The 19,514-nt window shown below is 54.6% G+C and carries 16 protein-coding genes; 5 read left to right on the plus strand and 11 right to left on the minus strand.

Translation table 11 applies throughout. The features are described from left to right. Window positions 1-44 precede the first annotated feature (44 nt). The 5 genes from ACKQAD_RS01975 to ACKQAD_RS01995 form a co-directional block, all read right to left on the minus strand. Window positions 45-515, minus strand: coding sequence for a NanQ anomerase/TabA/YiaL family protein (locus tag ACKQAD_RS01975; RefSeq protein ID WP_102117332.1), 471 nt, complete (start codon window positions 513-515; stop codon window positions 45-47). Window positions 516-682: 167 nt separating this feature from the next. Further along, window positions 683-1,870, minus strand: coding sequence for a sialidase family protein (locus ACKQAD_RS01980; protein WP_409158590.1), 1,188 nt, complete (start codon window positions 1,868-1,870; stop codon window positions 683-685). Then, complete coding sequence (locus ACKQAD_RS01985) at window positions 1,867-3,288, minus strand: sodium:solute symporter family protein (RefSeq protein WP_409158591.1); 1,422 nt, start codon at window positions 3,286-3,288, stop codon at window positions 1,867-1,869. The genes ACKQAD_RS01980 and ACKQAD_RS01985 overlap by 4 nt, the downstream gene beginning before the upstream one ends. 38 nt (window positions 3,289-3,326) lie before the next feature. Next, complete coding sequence (locus ACKQAD_RS01990) at window positions 3,327-4,211, minus strand: dihydrodipicolinate synthase family protein (protein ID WP_409158592.1); 885 nt, start codon at window positions 4,209-4,211, stop codon at window positions 3,327-3,329. Between the two features lie 186 nt (window positions 4,212-4,397). Then, window positions 4,398-5,534 carry an iron-containing alcohol dehydrogenase gene (locus ACKQAD_RS01995; protein ID WP_409158593.1) on the minus strand — a complete coding sequence of 379 codons (1,137 nt, stop codon included), beginning with the start codon at window positions 5,532-5,534 and terminating at the stop codon, window positions 4,398-4,400. A gap of 235 nt (window positions 5,535-5,769) precedes the next feature. Here ACKQAD_RS01995 and dtnK point away from each other — a divergent pair, with 235 nt between their 5' ends. The 3 genes from dtnK (at window position 5,770) to ACKQAD_RS02010 (ending at window position 9,032) form a co-directional block, all read left to right on the plus strand. Beyond that, window positions 5,770-7,098, plus strand: a complete 1,329-nt coding sequence (gene dtnK, locus ACKQAD_RS02000; RefSeq protein WP_409158594.1) for a D-threonate kinase — start codon at window positions 5,770-5,772, stop codon at window positions 7,096-7,098. Then, complete coding sequence (locus ACKQAD_RS02005; RefSeq protein ID WP_409158595.1) at window positions 7,091-8,071, plus strand: D-threonate 4-phosphate dehydrogenase; 981 nt, start codon at window positions 7,091-7,093, stop codon at window positions 8,069-8,071. Before dtnK ends, ACKQAD_RS02005 begins: the two co-directional genes overlap by 8 nt. 145 nt (window positions 8,072-8,216) lie before the next feature. Further along, window positions 8,217-9,032, plus strand: coding sequence for a DeoR/GlpR family DNA-binding transcription regulator (locus tag ACKQAD_RS02010; protein WP_409158596.1), 816 nt, complete (start codon window positions 8,217-8,219; stop codon window positions 9,030-9,032). Window positions 9,033-9,100: 68 nt separating this feature from the next. Here the strand turns inward: ACKQAD_RS02010 and ACKQAD_RS02015 are convergent, their stop codons facing one another. The 6 genes from ACKQAD_RS02015 to ACKQAD_RS02040 form a co-directional block, all read right to left on the minus strand. Further along, window positions 9,101-9,979, minus strand: coding sequence for a metal ABC transporter substrate-binding protein (locus ACKQAD_RS02015; protein WP_409158597.1), 879 nt, complete (start codon window positions 9,977-9,979; stop codon window positions 9,101-9,103). Window positions 9,980-10,019: 40 nt separating this feature from the next. Beyond that, window positions 10,020-10,874 (minus strand): metal ABC transporter permease, encoded by an 855-nt coding sequence (locus tag ACKQAD_RS02020; RefSeq protein WP_409158598.1) that lies wholly within the window; start codon window positions 10,872-10,874, stop codon window positions 10,020-10,022. After that, entirely contained in the window at window positions 10,871-11,587 is a 717-nt protein-coding gene (locus ACKQAD_RS02025; protein ID WP_409158623.1) for a metal ABC transporter ATP-binding protein, read from the minus strand. Before ACKQAD_RS02025 ends, ACKQAD_RS02020 begins: the two co-directional genes overlap by 4 nt. A gap of 449 nt (window positions 11,588-12,036) precedes the next feature. Continuing rightward, window positions 12,037-13,860, minus strand: a complete 1,824-nt coding sequence (locus ACKQAD_RS02030; protein WP_409158599.1) for a metallophosphoesterase — start codon at window positions 13,858-13,860, stop codon at window positions 12,037-12,039. 128 nt (window positions 13,861-13,988) lie between these two features. Beyond that, window positions 13,989-14,186 (minus strand): hypothetical protein, encoded by a 198-nt coding sequence (locus tag ACKQAD_RS02035; RefSeq protein WP_409158600.1) that lies wholly within the window; start codon window positions 14,184-14,186, stop codon window positions 13,989-13,991. Continuing rightward, complete coding sequence (locus tag ACKQAD_RS02040; protein WP_409158601.1) at window positions 14,183-15,490, minus strand: ABC transporter substrate-binding protein; 1,308 nt, start codon at window positions 15,488-15,490, stop codon at window positions 14,183-14,185. Before ACKQAD_RS02040 ends, ACKQAD_RS02035 begins: the two co-directional genes overlap by 4 nt. A 452-nt stretch (window positions 15,491-15,942) precedes the next feature. Between ACKQAD_RS02040 and ACKQAD_RS02045 the strand changes: the two genes are divergently transcribed. Further along, window positions 15,943-18,405: a hypothetical protein gene (locus ACKQAD_RS02045; RefSeq protein WP_409158602.1), complete on the plus strand. Its 2,463-nt coding sequence runs from the start codon at window positions 15,943-15,945 to the stop codon at window positions 18,403-18,405. Between the two features lies 1 nt (window position 18,406). Beyond that, window positions 18,407-19,513 (plus strand): beta-galactosidase BglB, encoded by a 1,107-nt coding sequence (gene bglB / locus ACKQAD_RS02050; protein ID WP_409158603.1) that lies wholly within the window; start codon window positions 18,407-18,409, stop codon window positions 19,511-19,513. Window position 19,514: the final 1 nt, after the last annotated feature.

Below are 19,514 nucleotides of genomic sequence, written 5' to 3' on the forward strand. Positions count from 1 at the left end.
GAAATACGTCTCCTTAATATTCAACCGTTCTGATACAACCGTTCTTATTGCAACAACGTGACGGGGATTTTAAACACGGCTTTTTTGACCGGGGCTGGGCTGTCGTTAATCGCACACAGCGCCTGATGCGCTTCGCCCGGATAAAACGTGACAAAGTCGCCTGCCCGCAGATGGATCTGATGCGGCACCTGAGGATTATCCAGAATATAGAGATCCGGCTTACGTTCAGTCGCGGGCTGACCATGCACATCATTCAGACCGTAACCGATAATTTCCTCGCCTTCCAGAATCAGTTGAATATCGAGATAGTTGCTGTGAAATTCGGTATGTCGCGTGGCGCGCGGTGCGGTGTTCACGGTGCCGATGTTGTAGAACCATTCGGCGCCTTCCGGCTGATAACGGCCTTCGGGCAGCGCATTCAGTTCAGCTAACGACATGCCCGGTGCGGACAGAATAGTCCACAGCGCATCGGGCAGTGTGGCGAGTTTGAGGGTGTTGAGGTTTCCTGCAATCATAATCGTATCCCAGGTATAGCGGGGGAGATCCCCCGCTGGAAAAGAGAAAAAGCTGCGTGATTTAACCTTAAGCCTACTTTTAGGAGAAACACGGGGATGAGGTTCCCGTAGGGAAGCCTCGCGCCATGGTCGCTCCGTGTATCTCAGGTTTTAAACGATCTACAGCCTTAACCTGCCTTGACCCACTCCTCACTCACCACGACGTGCTTGATCGCCTGACGGAAGTAGGTGAATGCCACGTGTAGCTTACCGTCCTGCGCCTGTTTGACGCTAGGGTAAGAGAACTCGCGGTTCAGCTTTTCCGTGGAGTTATTGGTCATGCAGTAGCCGTCACCTACTTCGATATTACGCTGCCACGGCCAGCTCTTACCGCCGTCTTCCGAAATGGCGAGCGTCATCGGCGCGCGTGGAGCACCCCAGAAAGCGCTGCGGCTGCCCGCTTGCACTTCCGGCATTTTGGCATTGCTGGCTTTGTCCTCTTCATCCTCGATTTCATCGTACAGCGACAGACGGCGCTCGGTGGCATCGGCGGCGCTCATATGGTTGAACACCAGCGCCAGATGGCCATTCTTCAGCGTGGTCACCTGAATGGAAGAGTTGTTGTTCGGCAAATCGGTCGGCACTGGGTCTGACCAGGTTTTACCGCCATTCGTTGAGCGACTTTGATAGATGAAATCCGCCCAGCGGCTGCGGTACAGCGCCAGCAGCGTGCCGTCCTGCAACAGGGTGATGTTCATATGCACGCAACCCGTGCTGTTTGGCACCGGATATTCCTGCCAGGTTTTTCCCTGATCGCTGGAGATTTTCACGGCGCTGTCATCGTTGTTGCCGACCCATTTCTCACCCGGCTGTACGCGGCAGTAGAACACCGGCAGCAGCCAGTCGCCGTTTTCCAGTACAGTGATGGGCTGGCGGATGAAGGTACCTGGTTGATCGAGCAGCGTGCCGATCTCGCCCCAGGTGGCACCGAAATCGGTGGACTGACGGTAGCGTACAATGGCGGTGTCCTGATTACCGGATTTCTGCGCGGTATACAGCAGCCACAGCACGTTATCGGGTGCGAGGAACAGCACCGGGTTCTGCTCGGAACGAGTCTCATCTTCGGACAGCTTAACGGCTTTACTCCAGCCACCGCTGCCTTTTACCAGACGGGACATATAGATAGAGATATCTGCAATCCCTTCCTGTGTGCCACCGAACCAGACGCACAGGACATCGCCATTTGGCAGATGGAGTAGGTTAGCGGCATGGTTCTGCGGGCATTCCGATGGAATGTAGGCATCCAGACGCGCGGCATCGCCTTCTGCGTGATGAACTTTTCCGCTACGTTCTACGGTAATGGTTTCGCTACTCATGACTCATGCTCCTGATTTGTTTTCAGTGGAGATACTTTGATTTTGTGTTCTTTGTTCGGAATCATGCGATCGATCAGCATGACGATAGCTGGCGTAGCCAACGCAACATACATGTTATCGATGCCATACGGGTTGCCGAGAAGGTACCAGATGGAAGTGACCACGCAGGCAGAGATCAGGCTAGCGTTGGCGCCTCGGGTACTGTTAAAGAACGGCAGATAGAAGGCAATGATGGCGACCACCGAGATAGAAAGGCGGATTGCACGGGTAAAGAATGACAGTTTCAGGACTTCAGGTACGAGTAAAACGAAGACCAGCGGCAGGAATCCGATGATGAGCGAGAACACCCGCGTCATCTTCATCTCTTTTTCTGGCGTTGGGTTGTAATACGGGACATAGAAGTCTTTAACAATCAGTGAGGCAATCGCCAGTGCTACGGTACTCACACTGATAAATATCGACGCGACCAGTGATGTTGTCACCAAACCTGCAACCCATGGATTCATATCCTGTAGAAAGATCGGCATAGCGTACAGGCTATTGATTTCAGGGTGAGCAAACTTCGCCGCGACACCGATAATCGCGATAGCGATGGCAATCGGCATGCAGAAGAGGAAGGCGACCCATGTTGCACGTTTTGCAGAAGTTGCATCTTTGGTGGCAGAAATAGCCTGAATAACGAACTGGGTACAGAAGATAGAACCGATAGTCCCGATCAGCCAGGCGAAAATGGTGCTGGCGCCGATTTTACCGTCCCACGTCCAGTAGTAATCCGGCATTTGTTCGATCATTGGCTTAAAGCCGCCAGTCATTTTCAACGCGACGTACAGGATGATCATCACGCCAACGTACTTCACGGCGCTATGAATCAGGGTGACATAAGCCACGCCTTTTAGGCCGCCAAAATAGAAGTAGAAGGTACTCACAATCGCCGTGATCAGCGCAGCTACAGGCAGGGAGATGTGCAGCACGGTGGAGATTGCTGCCGCACCGCTGACGTAGTTACCCACGTTCACCAGCAGCAGGGCATAGATCATGATAATGGAAATGATGTTCTTGGTGGACGTACCGTATTTCTCGGCGATCGCACCAGAGATGGTGACCTTTCCGGTGTTGTAGATTTTCTTAACCAAAATCATCCCAAACAACAGGAAGCCAATAGCAGCTCCAATCACTGACCAAGAGGCCGCGATGCCGTTCTCGAAAGCGGACTGTGCTGTACCGACCGTCGATTTGGCGCCGATGAATTCGGTCATCAGCAGGATACCAACGATAAACGCCGGTAGTGCGCGTGACCCTTCCATAAACTCGGTACTGGATTTACTGCGTAATTTGAGCGTTAACCATGAGGTGAATGCGATATAAAACACAATCATCCCAATAATGATGAGGGTATCGGTAACATTAAAATGGTTCATATCTTCTCGGCCTATAAGTGGAAATTGATATTTCTCTGTTACTGCGAGAATTGATTAAGGATGTTGCGGATGTTGTCTTCATCCTGTGCGGAAAACTGGATCGGATAGCGGCTGACGCCGACATCTTCACCCATGATTGCCAGCGCTTTCTTCACCACAGCCGGTGAGAATGCGATGGCGTACAGTGTCTTACGCAATTCGGCAACCTGTTCTTGTGCCTGACGAGAGCCTTCAATGTCGCCCGCGTTGAAGCGGTGCCAGATCTGGCTGATCGGTTCCGGTGCCACGTTAGCCAGCCCGGAAATACAGGCGGAGCAGCCGTCAACAAAGCCCTGGTGAATGAGCGAGTCTGGGCCATTCAATACGTTAAAGCCCTGTACGCCTTTCACCGCTTGCACATAGCCGCTCAGGCTTTCATAGCTGCCTGCGCTGTCTTTGATGCCGATGATGTTCGGGTGATCCGCCAGCGTGCGGACGGTTTCCGGCGCCAGCGTATTCCCCGTGCGTGCAGGAATGTTGTAGAGAAACACCGGTACAGTCAGTGCATCGGCGACCGCGGTGTAGTGGGCAATCAGTTCTTCCTGTTTGAGTGGGATGAAATACGGGGTGATGACCGAGACGGCATCAACACCCAGCGCGGCGATGCGCTTACCGAGCTTGATGGTTTCCCGCGTGGAGATTTCACCGATGTGGCCGACAACCGGTACTTTTCCGGCAACTTCATCCACGCAGGTTTCTGTGACGGCAACTTTCTCATCGGTGTGTAGAACGAAAAACTCACCGTTGGTGCCGTTACAGAAAATACCGTTGCCGTAGCGCATCTGGCGCTGCACCTGAAGGCGCATGGCTGCGGGGTTAAATTCGCCCTGGTTATCAAATGGCGTGACGATGGCGGTTAGGACGCCGGTAATATTTTTAGTCATTGTTCTTCCTCGTGACACGTAATCAAAAAGATGAAAATTTAAAACCGCATTATTTAGAGCCTAATACCGTCCACTTAAACCCGTGGTTAGGGGAAACACAGGAGGAGGTTCCCGTAGGGATGCCTCACCCCTGTGGTCGCCCCGTGTATCTCGATGCGACATCGGTGTTATTCAGCGCTGCGCGCTTTAAAACAGGGTCAGATAAACCTCACGGACATCGTCGGCGCTGACCTGCGTTGGTACATTTTTCATCAGACGTTGAACCTGTAGCGCAGCATCAACCAGGTACGGCAGGTGGTCTTTTTCCACGCCGAGCTGCTGTAAGGTGTTAGGCAGATTGAGTCGTTTAACCAACTCGCTGAAATAGGCCACCAGCGCCTGCGCTTTTTCCGCGGTACTCAACGTCAGGTCGGCATCCGGCAGTAGGTCATACGCCTGTGCGAATTTGTCCTGCGCGGCGTCTTGCACGAAACGCATGCAAGGGGCGAGCAGGATGGCGTTCGCCACGCCGTGCGGGATGTGATATTTGCCGCCAAGCGGATAAGACATGGCATGAACCAGATGCGTACCCGAGTGGGCAATAGCAGCCCCGCCGTAATAGGACGCCCACAACATATTGAGCTTGGCTTCCATATTGTTCGGTTCGCGCACGGAGGTTTCGAGGTTGGCAAACAGCTTTTTCAGGCCAATCAACGCGTAGTTGTCGCTGACCGGGTTGGCAATCGTCGAGGTGAAGCACTCGATCAGGTGGCAGAGCGCATCGATACCGGTTGAAGCGGCGATATGCGACGGCATGCTGATGGTCAGTTCCGGCAACAGCGCAACGTAGTCCGGCAGCATCACTGGCGTAATAATGCCGACCTTGGTCTCTTTTTCCGGGATCGCCAGAATGGCATTCGGCGTGGCCTCTGAACCGGTTCCTGCCGTGGTTGGGATGAGCAGGGATGTCGTGCGGCGAGTCGGCTTCTCTCCTGCCAGTAGGCTATCCAGCGTGACGCTGTCATCGCCCGCGCACAGCACGGAAAGCAGTTTGGCGACATCCAGTACGCTACCGCCACCTACGCCGATCACCAGATCGGTCTGGGTTTGCGTGAGTTGGCTTAGTATCTGGGCAACGTCATGCTGGCTTGGCTCGGCAGGAACATTATCAATTAACAGAACCTCCGGAACGGCTTGCTTAACGTGTGCGATCAGCGCCTGAACGTCAGGCAGTCCGACGATGTTTTTGTCGGTGACAAATAAAACGTGCTGTTTCCCTGCCAACAGGTGACTGATGTCCTGAAGTACCCGGTAACCGCTGAGGATAGTGCTATTGATGTTCATGCTTATTACCTTGCCTTGTCTCTTCTTCGCCAGAGCGTTATCGCGATGATAATGGTTGCGATAGTGATTGATTTCAGTCAAATGGTGCTGGTTTCATCACAACCAAACGCCATTTTCCGCATCGTGGTGATAATTTATAGGTGAAATTCCTTTTAAATAATTTGATATTGCTCACATATAATCAAATGTGATTCAATATAATCATTATCGGGTAATCATGACACGGGGATGAGGTATGCCAAACGTGCAGCAATCAGCAGAACAGGTATTAGTAGTTGCTGATGATTTTACGGGTGCCAATGATGCGGGCGTCGGTCTGGCGCAGCATGGCGCGCGGGTTAGCGTCGTATTTGACGTTAATAAACTGCATGCGGATTTACTGGGCGATGCGTTGGTTATCAACACCGACAGCCGTGCGGCGAGTGAAGAGACAGCATTCCAGCGTACTACCGTAGCGGTTGAAGCATGGTTGACCGTCGGTGGTCAGGGCTGGATTGTTAAGAAAATTGATTCGACGCTGCGTGGGAACCTGGGATCAGAAGTGACCGCGGCTCTCTTTGCCTCCGGGATACCCATTGCATTGATTGCCGCCGCTTCACCGACGTTGGGACGCGTGACCCACCAAGGCGAAGTCTGGGTGAATGGGCGTCTGCTTACTGATACTGAATTTGCCAGCGATCCGAAAACGCCGGTGACCTCGGCTTCTATCGCTGCCCGTCTGGCGGAACAAACCGCTTTGCCTGTGGCGGAAATACACCTCGATGAGGTACGTCAGGCCAATTTAGCCCACCGTTTGCAGCAGTTGGCGGACGAGGGCGTACGTCTGATTATTCTTGATACGGACGTGCAGGACGATCTGACGCATATCGTTCACGCCGCGAGGACGTTACCGTTTCGTCCTTTACTGGTCGGCTCGGCAGGCTTGAGTGAAGCATTGGCGAATACACAGGATTTTACGCGCAAAACGGCAAAGCCGCTGCTGGCTGTCGTGGGATCAATGAGTGATATCGCTCAAAAACAGATTGCGGCTATCCGACTGCGCAGTGATATCACGCTGGTTGATATCGATATCAACGCGCTCTTTTCACCCCATTCATCCACCGTCATGGCCTCCCAGTGTGAGGACGCGGTGACGGCGCTGATGAACGGCCACCATTGCATTATTCGTACCTGCCATAACGAACATCAGCGCTTCGAGATCGAGGCGCGGTGCCAGCAGCTTGGGCTTAGCCGACAGCAGCTTGGTGAAACGATCAGCCACTATCTGGGGGAACTTACGCGCAGCGTTGTTCAGGCACTCAATGGCCCGGCAGTGGACAGATTTAACCGGTTTCTGCCGGGCGGGTTGTATTTATCCGGTGGTGATATTGCGATTGCCGTGGCAACCGCACTGGGCGCGACCGGCTTTCAGATTAAAGGGCAAATCGCATCCTGTGTACCCTGGGGATACCTGCTGAACAGCGTTGTCGGCACGACCCCTGTGATGACTAAAGCGGGGGGTTTTGGCAACGAAACTACTTTGCTCGACGTTTTACGTTTTATTGAGGAGAAGGTCAGTGAGTAAAATTATTGCGGTAACGATGGGTGATCCGGCAGGGATTGGACCGGAAATTATTATTAAGTCTCTGGCCGAAGGCGAGCTTTCTGGCGCGTCTGCCGTGGTGGTGGGCTGCGTACAGACGATGCGACGTATTCTGGCGCTGAATGTGGTGCCAGCTGTCGAGCTGAAAATTATTGATAAACCGGCTGACGCTGTCTTCGCGCCAGGCGTGATCAACATCATTGATGAGCCGCTGGAAGATCCTCAGGCGCTGGAGCCGGGCGTTGTTCAGGCGCAGGCGGGCGATTTGGCTTATCGCTGTATCAAGAAAGCGACGTCGCTGGCGATGGCGGGTGAAGTCCACGCGATTGCGACCGCGCCGCTGAATAAAGAAGCGCTGCACTCGGCAGGCCACCTTTATCCGGGCCATACCGAACTGCTGGCGAAACTGACCAACAGCCGCGACTATGCGATGGTGCTGTATACCGACAAGCTGAAGGTAATCCATGTTTCAACGCACATCGCACTGCGTAAATTCCTGGATACGCTGAACCGCGATCGTGTGGAAACGGTGATCGAGATGGCGGATGTGTTCCTCAAACGTGTCGGTTTTACCCACCCACGTATCGCCGTGGCCGGGGTTAATCCGCATGCGGGGGAGAATGGCCTGTTTGGTGATGAAGAGATCAAAATCGTGTCGCCATCAGTGGAAGCCATGAAGGCCAAAGGTATTGATGTTTATGGCCCGTGCCCGCCGGATACCGTCTATTTGCAGGCGTATGAAGGCCAGTACGACATGGTGGTAGCGATGTATCACGATCAGGGACACATTCCGCTCAAACTGCTGGGCTTCTATGATGGGGTGAACATCACGGCCGGATTGCCGTTTATTCGCACCTCCGCTGACCACGGTACGGCGTTTGACATTGCCTGGACGGGGAAAGCGAAGTCTGAAAGCATGGCGATTTCTATTCAGCTCGCGATGCAGCTGGCCTGATTCACGGCAACGCCTCACCGTTGATGGCAGGTTTTGTAAGCGAATAAAACGCGATACAGTGCGCATTGCAGGATATCTTCCTTCCCGCGTTTGGAAAGGTTTCTGGTATCCTGCAATCAAGAATAGATAGCCTAACAACAGCAAGATGGATATCGCCGTGGAGCCTACATTAACCGATGCTTTCCTCATGAGCGGGGATAAAGTAAGAGGGCAGAGCCGCCTTGATCAGATTATGGATTATCTGAAAAGCCATAATCTGGTAACAGTCGATGAGTTGGTGTCCGTGATCGACGCCTCTCCGGCGACGATCCGTCGTGATTTAATCAAGCTGGACGAGCAGGGCGTGATTAGCCGCAGTCATGGTGGTGTAACGCTCAATCGTTTTATTCCCTCCCAGCCGACCACGAATGAAAAATTACAGCGCAGTCTTCAGGAAAAGCAGGCGATAGCTCGCTACGCCGCGACGCTGGTCAAACCGGGCAGCGCGGTGGTACTGGATGCGGGAACGACCATGCTGGAACTGGCGCGTAACCTGACGCATTTGCCGCTGCGGGTGATTACTGCCGATTTGCAAATTGCGCTGTTTCTGTCTGAGTTCAAGCAGATCGAAGTGACGATTATCGGTGGGCGTATTGATGACAGCAGCCAGTCCTGTATTGGTGAACACGGCCGTCGTCTGTTACGCAGCATTTACCCCGATATCGCCTTTATTAGTTGTAACTCGTGGAGCCTGGATAAAGGCGTGACCACGCCGACGGAAGAGAAAGCGGGCGTGAAACAGGATCTCGGTGTGAATGCCAGCCGCCGGGTCTTGCTGGCTGACAGCAGTAAATACGGTGCGTATTCGCTGTTCTGCGTGACGCCGTTGTCGGAGCTAACCGATATCATCACGGACAGTGGGTTGGTGCCCGAGGTGCAAGCGCAACTGAAAGGTAAAACATTCAATCTGACGCTGGTGTAAGCGAAACCCAGTGCCATCCGTGGCGCTGTCTTTCCTGATCCCTTGTGTGCTGGCTAAGTATTGCTTATCTACTTCATGCTGGCGGCGAGGGTATCGACGTTGTGCTTAAACGCCGCCGTATAGGTTGCGGCGGGGCCGGAGGCATCGGTCAGGGCTTCCGGGTACAATTCACCACCGGGCTGTGCGCCGCTGGCATTGGCGATTTGCTTCACCAGACGCCCATCTGTCTGGTTTTCAATGAAGTAGCTTTTTACTTTCTCTTGTTTGATTTGTTTAATCAGCGAGGCCACTTTTTTGCTGCTGGCTTCAGAGTCGGTGGAGTAGCCCACCGGCGACAGGAACTTCACGCCGTAGGCTTGGCTGAAATAGCCGAACGCATCATGACTGGTCAGCACCTTGCGTTTTTCCGGTGAAATCGCGGCAAAGGCTTTCTTCGCGTAGCTATCCAGCTCCTGTAGCTGCTTGATGTAGGCTTCACCCTGCTGACGATAGTAATCAGTATTAGCAGGGTCGGCTTTCACTAGCGCGTTGACAATGTTGTGTGCATAGATCACGCCGTTGCTCATGCTGTTCCAGGCGTGGGGGTCAGTTTCCGTTTTTCCGTCTTCCACCAGCGTGCGGGTTTCAATGCCGCTTGATGCTGTGATGACGTCACCACGATAGCCGGAGGCAGTGACCAGCCTGTCGAGCCAGCCTTCCAGCCCCAGACCGTTCACGAAAACCAGATCGGCGTGAGCCAGCGTTTTGCTGTCTTTCGGCGACGGTTCAAATTCATGCGGGTCGCCATTGGGTTTCACCAGATCGGTCACGGTCACGCGATCGCCGCCGATGTGGCTGACCATATCGCCAAGTACGGAAAAGCTGGCAACAACATCAAGATTCTTTGCCATCGCCAGTGGACTAAGCAGCAGGCCGGATAACGCGATAGCTAACAGTGAACGTTTCATTTTTCCCTCACAGAAAGTTACAGATAACGAGATTCATCGATCAACGCCGCTGGCGTAGCAGCCCACCGTGGTGACCGACACAGACCGAGAAACAGAAAAACAGCGTAATCGTCAGGATAATGGCGGGCCCGGCAGGTAGTTCGGCGTAGTAAGACCACAGCAACCCAATCAGGCTGGCGAGCATTCCTTGCAGCACCGCAATACCGAGCATGACCGGCAGGCGTTGCGTCCAGAACCGGGCGCTGGCGGCAGGCAGCATCATCATGCCGACCGTCATCAGCGTGCCTAACAGCTGGAATCCGGCCACCAGATTCAGCACCACCAGCGACAAAAACAGGCCGTGGATCAGCGCACGATAGCGGCCTGACGTGATGCGCAGGAACGTGACGTCAAATGATTCAATCACCAGCGCCCGATAAAGAACGGCCAGCACCAGCAAGGAGGTCGATCCGATCAACGCAATATCGATCAGCGCGGCGCGATCCACCGCCAAAATCGATCCGAACAGCACATGCAGCAGATCGACGCTGGAGCCACGTAGGGAAACCAGCGTAACGCCGAGCGCCAGCGAACCGAGGTAAAAACCGGCGAAGCTGGCGTCCTCTTTTAATTCCGTGTGGCGTGTGACAAAGCCGGAAAGCATGGCGACGGATAGCCCCGCAATAAAACCGCCGATTCCCATCGCCAGCAGTGACATCCCGGAGATGAGGTAGCCGATGGCTACGCCGGGTAAGACCGCGTGCGACAGCGCATCGCCAATCAGGCTCATGCGCCGCAATAGCAGGAAGCAGCCCAGCGGCGTGGCGCTCAGCGTGATGACCAGACAGCCGACCAGCGCACGACGCATAAAACCGAATTCGGCAAAAGGAGAAGTCATCAGGTGAAATAGCATCATGACGTAACGATCCTGAGCATTGGCGTATTGCTGTCAGCCTTACGCAGGCTGTGTAAGATCGGTTGAGCGTCCCCCCAGCGATGGCCGTTCGGGGTAAGGTGCAGGATAGTCGGAAAGTGCTGATCGACCAGTTCCAGATCGTGCAGTACGGCCAGGACCGTTTTGCCTTCGGCGTGAAGCTGCTCGATAATCTGCAAGAGTGCCTGCGTGGTGTGGCTATCGATGCCGGTAAAAGGCTCATCCAGCAGAATGATCGGCGCTTGTGTCAGCAGCAGCCGCGCGAAGAGCACGCGTTGTAGCTGCCCACCGGACAAGACGCCAATATGCCGCTCGGCGAAATCTGCCATGGAAACGGCGTCGAGCGCATCGGTGGCTTTGCGATGCCAACGGGCATTAATACTCCGTAACAGTCCACGATGGGGCAGCGATCCCATCAGTACCAGATCGCGTACGCTGATAGGAAACTGCCGATCGAATTCGGAGAGCTGCGGTAAATAACCGATAGCGTTATCTTTTTTTTTGCCGCCGTCACCGAGGCTGAAGGTGCCGGAAAGCGGCGGCAGCAGACCTGCCAGTGTTTTCAACAGGGTTGATTTCCCCGTGCCGTTCGCACCGATAATCGCCGTCAGCGATCCCTGATGAAAGCATCCGCTGAGTGTCGCGAGCGGTGGCTGGCGACGGTAGCCAAAGGCCAATTCCTGTAGGGCAATCATGGCAACATCACCGCCCACCCAACTAATAGCCACAACAGCGACAACAGCAGGGAAACCAGTAACACGCGCTTTAGCGCAGAGAGGGAGTAAAAACTTGTCATTGTCATCGGTAAAAGGTTAGCTTGTTATATTATAACATACCACTTTTTGTCGATGACGACAGAGGGAATCGGTAAAAAAGTATGTAAGTCGACATTAGGGGGATTTGGTGTGAGGAGCAGGAATGGTGCTTATATTTCGTGCGCCACACTGCTGACAAAACCTAGTTAAATCATATCGCGATGGTTTTTCTCTTCACGGCATAATTTCCGCCAAAAGCCGGGGTTCATAGGGGGCTGGCGTAGCCCCCTATGTCGGGCGCGTGCTACGGCGTAGCATGAAGAGAACGGTGCCCGAAGCGCACGAAATCGCATCGGCATAACCATAACCAATGTGACTAAAAGAACACATCACACCGTGACGAAATTCCCCTGCATATCAACCACAAATCGAGTGGCGGGTTCATCGTTGATATAACCAGCGAGGATTTTCAGCATCAGGCCGAAGCGGTATTGCAGGCTGTCCGGCGGCAGCGTGGCCGTCGGCGTGTAGGCTGCCAAGAGCGCGCGGTACTGCTTCACCCGCTCAGACGGAATATCCTGCCAGGCGAGATCGCTGCCGTTACGCAGGCAGTACCAGTCGGTCACCAGCGTGAGCAGGGAAATAGTCTGTAACCCTTCTGTGCCTGTGGCTGCCTTCGGTTTGCGGGCGGCTGCGTCAGGCAGCGCGTTGGCGCTGAGTGCTTCCTGCTGCTGCGCTATCCACAGCAAATCGCCACAGTTCAGCGTATTAATGAGAGGAGATAAATCTTCCGGCCAGTCTTTCACCAGAAAACGCTGGCGTACCAGTAGCGCCAGATGATGGTGCAGGAAGTCGTAATAATCGCGGCTTTTCAGAATGTCGCCCAGTGGTTCACCGGTGCGATCCAATTCTTTCTGATAAAACCGGAACAGATGGTTGAACTGCGGCACGTTGCGCAGCACCAGCGTATCGATATCGACCCGATCGCTATGCAGGGTCGCCAGCTTCATGGCGGGCGGATAAGCGGCCAGCGACGGCACTGCGACATTCACCAATGTCCCCTGTGAACCGCGATACACGCCGGTGTCATTGACGTGCAGGTGGCCGCTGAAGTGCAGGCGGATTCCGGCTGCCAGCGCCTGTTCGGCGACCTCTAGTCGCGGCGTGCGTTTAATGAAGCTGTTGCTGCCAAACAGTTTCTTTTCGTCCTCTACCGTACCGTCGAGAAAATCCACCAGCGGGTAGTGCGAAAACACCAGCAGCTTCTTATTCTGCGTTTTCGCCCGCTGTACTACCGATTTCACCCACGGCAGCATGAACGGTTTCTCGGTCAGCAGCGCATTCCAGCCCGTGTTACTGCTGGTTGAATAGCCTTCAATACTTTCACGTTTCTCCGGGCCGTCTTTGACCTGATACACGTTGGCATCGATGGAAAGCAGCCACAGTCCCGCTTCCGGCTCCACCAGATAGGACGCGTCCACAATATTCCACTGCTTGCTGCCATCCGGCGAGCGCGCGAGGTACTGGCGTTTACTGAGTTCATCGCTGTCGCCAAACGGCGTTTCCCAGTGCAGGAAGTCGTCGCGTTTAAAGAAACCAAACGGCTTCATTAGCGGCAGGCCGCGTTCATAGCCGAGCGCCTGCATTTTGGCGGTGACAATCAGCGACTGCGCGTCGCCGAGCTTAACGCCGGGTTTGCTGCTCAGCATGGTGCTGCTGCCGTCGGCGTTGAGCATTCTTTGCCAGGAGTCATCCCCCTGTGGGCGATTAACATCATGGTTGCCGGGCGTGGCGAAGAAGCGCATGCCGTGGCGCTGTTCATACTGCGTTAGGATGGCGGCAATGCCTTCTACGGTAGGCTGCTGACCGTCATCAGAATAATCGCCAGACAGCACGACGTATTTCACCTGCTGTGTTGCCAATTCGTCCAGCGCAGCCAGCAGCGCAAAGTAGGGTTCGTTGAAGATGCGGGTCGAATTCACCGAATCTTTCAGAGTGCGAATGGTGAGCTTCTTTCCGGTCTGCGCATCGGGCAGGCCGTCAAAATCGTAGTTGCCGTAAATATTGTGGACGTGGACATCCGAAATAATGGCAATGCGCAACGGCCCGGCGGGCGCGGTCGTGTCGGCGTTAGCGTGAAAAAAGCCGCCAGCCAGCGTAATGGCGCTGCCCGCACCGAGCTTGACGAACGTTCTGCGAGTGAGTGATCGCATTGATGTCTCCAGTATTATTTATTTTTTATAACGGATGGCTGTATAACGCATAATCATGACAGGCAATCAATCGTGCGGCGGCTCTGGCAGGCTGTTGAGCCGTTGGGTCAGTTCGCGGGCGCTGCGGGTCAGCAACTGCATCGCCCACAACCCCAGCCGCGACAGGTCAGTAGGCCGTCATGCCAGTGCAGCAGCCGGGTGAAACCGCCGCTGACCAGCAAATAGCGGTTTTGCCCCGGCCAGCGCTGTTCGCACAACGCACTTTCCTGCACCCGATCAAAAGGGCGATCGCCATCAATGTCGATCTCCCTCAGTTGCCATTTCACTGTGCGCTTTTCCGCTGTTGTTGATTCGTCGCGATCGTTTCGTTGAGGCGCTTCACATCGTTTGACGTCAGACGCAGATACTCATCAAACGACACCTGATCGTTCAGATATTGGGTAAAGCGTGTCAGGATGATGGGGTACAGTTCGTTCGCGCCCAGACTTTCCATGCGTTCCCAATCGAAGACATAAGACGGGATCTTTTTGATCTCTTCGCGCGCGGTGTTCAGGCCTTCGATCACGTGCTTATCTTTGGTCTGGTAGTGCAGATCGGTAATATCCGCGCCGACGATGATATTGAAGCGCTCGGCAATCTCACGTTGTAGCGGTTCGCTGCCCAGCCACTCCATGAATTCGGCGACTTCCTGCGGGTGTTTGGTGGTGGTAAACGGCATGATAAAAGTCGCTCCGCCCATCGAAATACACTTCTCTTTGCAAGGCGCGGGCAGCGCTTTCCAGTCAAAGCCGTCGCCAATCTGCTGACTGAACTGGTTCAACAACCAGTTGCCGGAGAAGTAGGTCACGATGTTGCCGTTCACGAAATCGTCCGCCATGCTCTTGTACTGGCCGCCGCCCGCCGCGCCCCACATTTCGCGCGGGAACACGCCTTCATCCGACCAGCGCTTCAGATCTTTAATCCACTGTTGCGCTGCCGCATCCGGGAAGTTGATCAACCCGTCTTTATCGTAACGTGCACCATAAGAGTAGGCTGGGCCGGAGAAGCGGAAACCGCTGCGGTCGATGGTGAAGGGGATATGCACGCCGGTTTTTTCCGCGACCAGCTTCGAGGCTTTCATCAAATCATCAATTGTGTAGCCCGGCTGCGGCAGAGGAACGCCCGCCTGTTCAAACAGCGTCACGTTAATGAACGGCAGATCGGCAGTCCAGGAAGCGACAAAGCCCGGTAGCGCATCCGCTTTATGCACGCCTTTCACGCGCATAATCTTTTCGATACCCGCGCTATAGCGTTTCTCGAATGCGGCAGGGTCTTTTAGATAGGGGCGCAAATCCAGCGTATAGCCGAGCAGCCCCATTTGTGTGGTTTTGGCAATATCGGGGCCTAAGCCCGCCGCCAGCTGCATCGGCAGTTGTGTTTGCAGCGCGTTATAGCCCGTGCTGACAAAATTCACATCGATGCGCTCATTGCTCTGGGAGAACGCTTTCACTTTCTGTTCCATGAAATGCACTAATTCAGGATCATCGTCACTATATAAAAATATTATTTTCGTTTTGGCGGCTAATGCGCTGTCGCTGAATAACCCCAGAGCAAAGGCGGAAAAAAATAACGCGGTGTTGTAACGCATCATAAACCTCTCCGTTGATGAGCACATCTTATGTTTGATTAATGGCGTAAATACCCTGTCACTGTTAACGGGGTTTATTTTTCTTTGTGCGATTAATCCTGTCTTTTAATTAATGCAAATTTGCATTCATTTGTCATTTTCATCATGTAATCATGGACAGAACCCTGATTGATTTATGTGAAGCAGGTTAAAGATATTTTAAATGTTTATTTAAATAAATAATATATGTGATATTAATCACATATATAAACGTGAGAATTTTATTTATTAATGCGAAATGTCAATAAATGAATGCAAATGATGATTTTATGCAAATTTGCATTCTAATTGCGATATTACGATGCAGAAAGTGATTCATTAACCTAAATATTGGCAGCGTGTGCACAGCGAAAATGCAAATAAGTGCAGACATACTTTCGTTGTTTTATTTATCAAAGCCGTAAACAGGATTCCGTATGAATATCGGTTGGAAATTAAAGAAGAACGGCGTCATTAATCGGTTCTTGATGACTGAATTGACGGAGAAACGTTATTTCGCCGAGCCGGATACACTGCCGGATAAGGTGAATTACCGCTTTATTAACGGCTTTGTCGATGTTGGCGTTTTGCCCTGTCGTGTGCGTTTTTTGCAGGAAGAGGCAAAGCGTGAGGTGGCGTTGCCGGAGGATTTACGTTTCCCGCTGATGTGGAGCGGCGGCGATGAAAGCCGCAGCGTGAATTTCAGTGATTTCTGGCCGTGTCCGGTTCACGTTCAGCGCTTTGCCCGCTGCGTGATTTACAGCGACAACGTGCAGGCGGCACCTTTTGCCCTGAGTACCTGTGGTGGCGTTACGCTGTGGCTGAACGGTATTCAGGTTTCCCGCTTTACGCCCTTTACCCGCAACACCGAGCAAACCTGTGCGATCACGCTGCCGCTACAAGTAGGGCTGAACACGCTAGTGGTGCATTGCGAAGAGCTGTGCGAGCGCGATACCGATTACCTGTTCAGCCTGTGCTACCAGGGGGAAGAGGCACTTTTCTGGCAGCTTGATGAAGACGCGGCGCTCAGCGAATCCCTGACCGCGCTGGATAATTGGATGAACGGGCTGACGCTGGAGAATAACCTGATCCAACCGCCCGTGCTGGTATTGAACAGTACGCAGCCGTTGCCGGAATCCGTGACGATGGCGCATCGCTTGATTGGCAACGTCAACGAATCCGTCCCCATCTGGCAGCAGAAACAGACTCTGCATGCTGGCAATCTGGGCTGGCAGTTGGATCTGCCTGCGGTTCTGGTTGGCTACTACGATCTGGTTTGCGCCGCGACCTGCAACGGCATTACGCTGACGCGCACCCGCAACTTTGGGCGCATGCCTGGACAAACGATGCCTGACTTACCGACATTGGCGGCACGGCGTGAAGCGCTATTGCGCCATACCGCGCTGCACGGCTTTGAGCGCCTCGGGCGGCTGCTGGCGATTGTCGCGACGGGCGAGGGCAACGATGCTGCTGCGCCGATCCTTAACAGTGCACTGCAAAAAATCAGCCGCCGTGAAGACTGTGCGGATTTCCAACTGGTGCCGCTGATTTGGCTATGGCAGCGTTATCAGGGGCAAGCGCTACCGCCGCAGGACTGGCGACGCGTGCGCAGCGCCATTCTCGGCTTCCGCTATTGGATTGATGAACCGGGTAACGACACCATGTGGTTCTGGAGTGAAAACCACTGCCTGTGTTTCCACGTCGCGCAGTATCTGGCGGGACAAAACTTCCCTGATGACACCTTCCCGTGCAGTGGCCGTCGCGGTCTGGAGCAGAAGGCGATTGCCCACGAACGCCTGACACGCTGGTTTGATTCCATTCTGGAACACGGGCTGGTGGAGTGGAACTCGGCGGCCTATTACCCCATCGACCTGATTGGGCTGGTGACGCTGTACGAACTGGCGCAGGACGCCGATCTGCGCGAGAAGTCTCGCGTGGTGATTGACCGTATCATGCTGATGACGGCGTGGGTGCATCAGAACGGCGTCGCGGTTGGCACCATGGGGCGCGCCTACGATAAAGAGCTGCGTTCCGGCATGTTGACCGAACTGTCTGGCCTGTGCGCGCTGATGTGGGGCGAGGGCTGGCTAATTCCGCACTGCGCCGCGCTGCCGCTGTTGTGCCTAAGCGACTATCAGCCGCCGAAAACGACGGATCGGATTGCGCACTGGTCACTGCCGCACGGTGCAGAAGCACGCTGGGTGCAGGGGCTGAACCGCAGCGCCCGCATCATTGCCTGGAAGCAGCGCGACGTCGCTTTTTCCTCCGTTTTCGATCATCACCCCGGCCAGCCCGGACATCAACAACATCTGCTGGATGTGCGGTTGGGCACGCACTATGCCGCCCGCCTATGGATCAACCACCCCGGTGAAGATCGCCCGGATGGCGTACATCGTCCTTCTTACTGGGCAGGGAATGGGCGTTTACCGCACCTGATGCAGCATCGCAACCGCGCGCTGATAGTGTTCGATCTGCAACAGGATGTCCGCCCGTGGACACACCTCTACCTGCCGCAAACTGCGTTGGATGAGGTCATCGTTGAAGACGTCTGGTGTTTCGTTCGCGGTGGCAATGGCTATGCCGCGTTTCATAATCCTGCCGGATTACAGCGGTTTGCAACCACTGGCCAACAGGCAGAAGGCGAACTGCGGGCTTATGGCGAACAAAATGTGTGGTTCGTTGCCGTGGACAGCGGCGATGGCGCAGCAGGATTCGCTGCATTCGTTGCCCGTTTCCGGGGGCGCTTGCTGGTCTCGGATAGCGACGGTGTATGTATCAACGATCCCGATTACGGCGAACTGGCTTTTAGCTACGCGGCAGGATTCAGCGTGGCGCAACAGCCGTTCATTTTTCCCGACGATGTCCCGGTCGTCCCGCAGTTCAACACAGGAAATCCATGACATGCAGACAGGTTCACTTGGCCGACAACAAACCGAAGCGCGGCTGGCGCAGGTGGCGCGGGCATTTTGCCGCCTGAAAGCGATCGACAGCGTGACGCAGGACGACACGCCGGATGCCGGACTGACGATTCAATTCGAAGAGTGGGATTGGGAAGTCGGCGTCGGGCTGTACGGTTTCTGGAAGCTGGCGCATCTGACGCAGGATGACACTATGCTGACGACGCTGGCGAACTGGTATCAGCAAAAGCTGGATGCCGGGCTGCCGCCGCGTCAGATCAACTCGACGGCGCCGATGCTGGTGTTGGCGCTGCTGTGTCAGGACAAACCGGATGCACCCGCGCAGTGGCGTGAAACCGTGAGCGACTGGGCGGACTGGTTATTGCACTCGCTGCCGAAAACCGAGGACGGCGGCTTCCAGCACACGGTGAAAGAGCGACCGAATACCGGGCAACTGTGGGATGACACGCTATTTATGGCGGGCCTGTTTCTGGTGGTCGCGGGCCGGTTGCTCTCTCGTCGTGACTTGATCGAAGAAGCGGAATACCAGCTCGTTACACACGCCCGCTATCTGGCCGATGTGCGCAGCGGGCTATGGTATCACGGCTGGACGTTCGTCGGTCGCCATCACTATGCGAATGCGTTCTGGGGACGCGGCAACGCCTGGATCACACTGGTGCTGCCGGAAATGCGGGTGCTGGCGCAGGATCAACTCTCCGCGCCGGTACTGCGCACGCTGGAGGCGATTCTGGAACAGCAAACTGCAACGCTGGCGCGCTGTCAGCACGATTCCGGCCTGTGGCACACGTTGCTGGATGACCCGGACTCGCCGCTGGAAACCTCTGCCAGCGCGGGGTTTATCGCCGGTATTCTGACGGCACGGCGGCTGGGCATGCTGCACGCTTTCCCGCAGGAGGTGCTAGACAAAGGCTATGCCGCCGTGGTGGCGCAGATTGATGCACAGGGTGTGGTGCAAGGTGTCTCGGACGGCACGGCGATGGGACACGATTTACAGTTTTATCGCGATATTCCCAATGTTGCCGTGCCTTACGGGCAGGCGCTGGTCATGCTGATGTTATTGGCGCACTTAGATTCTGTTTACGAGGGCTAAC

Origin of the sequence: Pectobacterium artocarpous (genome assembly GCF_046159765.1) — a bacterium.
In the GTDB taxonomy this organism is placed as follows: Bacteria; Pseudomonadota; Gammaproteobacteria; order Enterobacterales; family Enterobacteriaceae; genus Pectobacterium.

What these genes read in the sequence shown, in the direction of transcription:
- ACKQAD_RS02020 (WP_409158598.1), bottom strand. Translation starts at nt 10,874, where the DNA reads ATGATGCTATTTCACCTGATGACTTCTCCTTTTGCCGAATTCGGTTTT.
- ACKQAD_RS01975 (WP_102117332.1), bottom strand. Translation starts at nt 515, where the DNA reads ATGATTGCAGGAAACCTCAACACCCTCAAACTCGCCACACTGCCCGAT.
- ACKQAD_RS02015 (WP_409158597.1), bottom strand. Translation starts at nt 9,979, where the DNA reads ATGAAACGTTCACTGTTAGCTATCGCGTTATCCGGCCTGCTGCTTAGT.
- ACKQAD_RS01990 (WP_409158592.1), bottom strand. Translation starts at nt 4,211, where the DNA reads ATGACTAAAAATATTACCGGCGTCCTAACCGCCATCGTCACGCCATTT.
- ACKQAD_RS02045 (WP_409158602.1), top strand. Translation starts at nt 15,943, where the DNA reads ATGAATATCGGTTGGAAATTAAAGAAGAACGGCGTCATTAATCGGTTC.
- ACKQAD_RS02030 (WP_409158599.1), bottom strand. Translation starts at nt 13,860, where the DNA reads ATGCGATCACTCACTCGCAGAACGTTCGTCAAGCTCGGTGCGGGCAGC.
- ACKQAD_RS01995 (WP_409158593.1), bottom strand. Translation starts at nt 5,534, where the DNA reads ATGAACATCAATAGCACTATCCTCAGCGGTTACCGGGTACTTCAGGAC.
- dtnK (WP_409158594.1), top strand. Translation starts at nt 5,770, where the DNA reads ATGCCAAACGTGCAGCAATCAGCAGAACAGGTATTAGTAGTTGCTGAT.
- ACKQAD_RS02010 (WP_409158596.1), top strand. Translation starts at nt 8,217, where the DNA reads ATGGATATCGCCGTGGAGCCTACATTAACCGATGCTTTCCTCATGAGC.
- ACKQAD_RS02040 (WP_409158601.1), bottom strand. Translation starts at nt 15,490, where the DNA reads ATGATGCGTTACAACACCGCGTTATTTTTTTCCGCCTTTGCTCTGGGG.
- ACKQAD_RS02025 (WP_409158623.1), bottom strand. Translation starts at nt 11,587, where the DNA reads ATGATTGCCCTACAGGAATTGGCCTTTGGCTACCGTCGCCAGCCACCG.
- ACKQAD_RS01980 (WP_409158590.1), bottom strand. Translation starts at nt 1,870, where the DNA reads ATGAGTAGCGAAACCATTACCGTAGAACGTAGCGGAAAAGTTCATCAC.
- bglB (WP_409158603.1), top strand. Translation starts at nt 18,407, where the DNA reads ATGCAGACAGGTTCACTTGGCCGACAACAAACCGAAGCGCGGCTGGCG.
- ACKQAD_RS01985 (WP_409158591.1), bottom strand. Translation starts at nt 3,288, where the DNA reads ATGAACCATTTTAATGTTACCGATACCCTCATCATTATTGGGATGATT.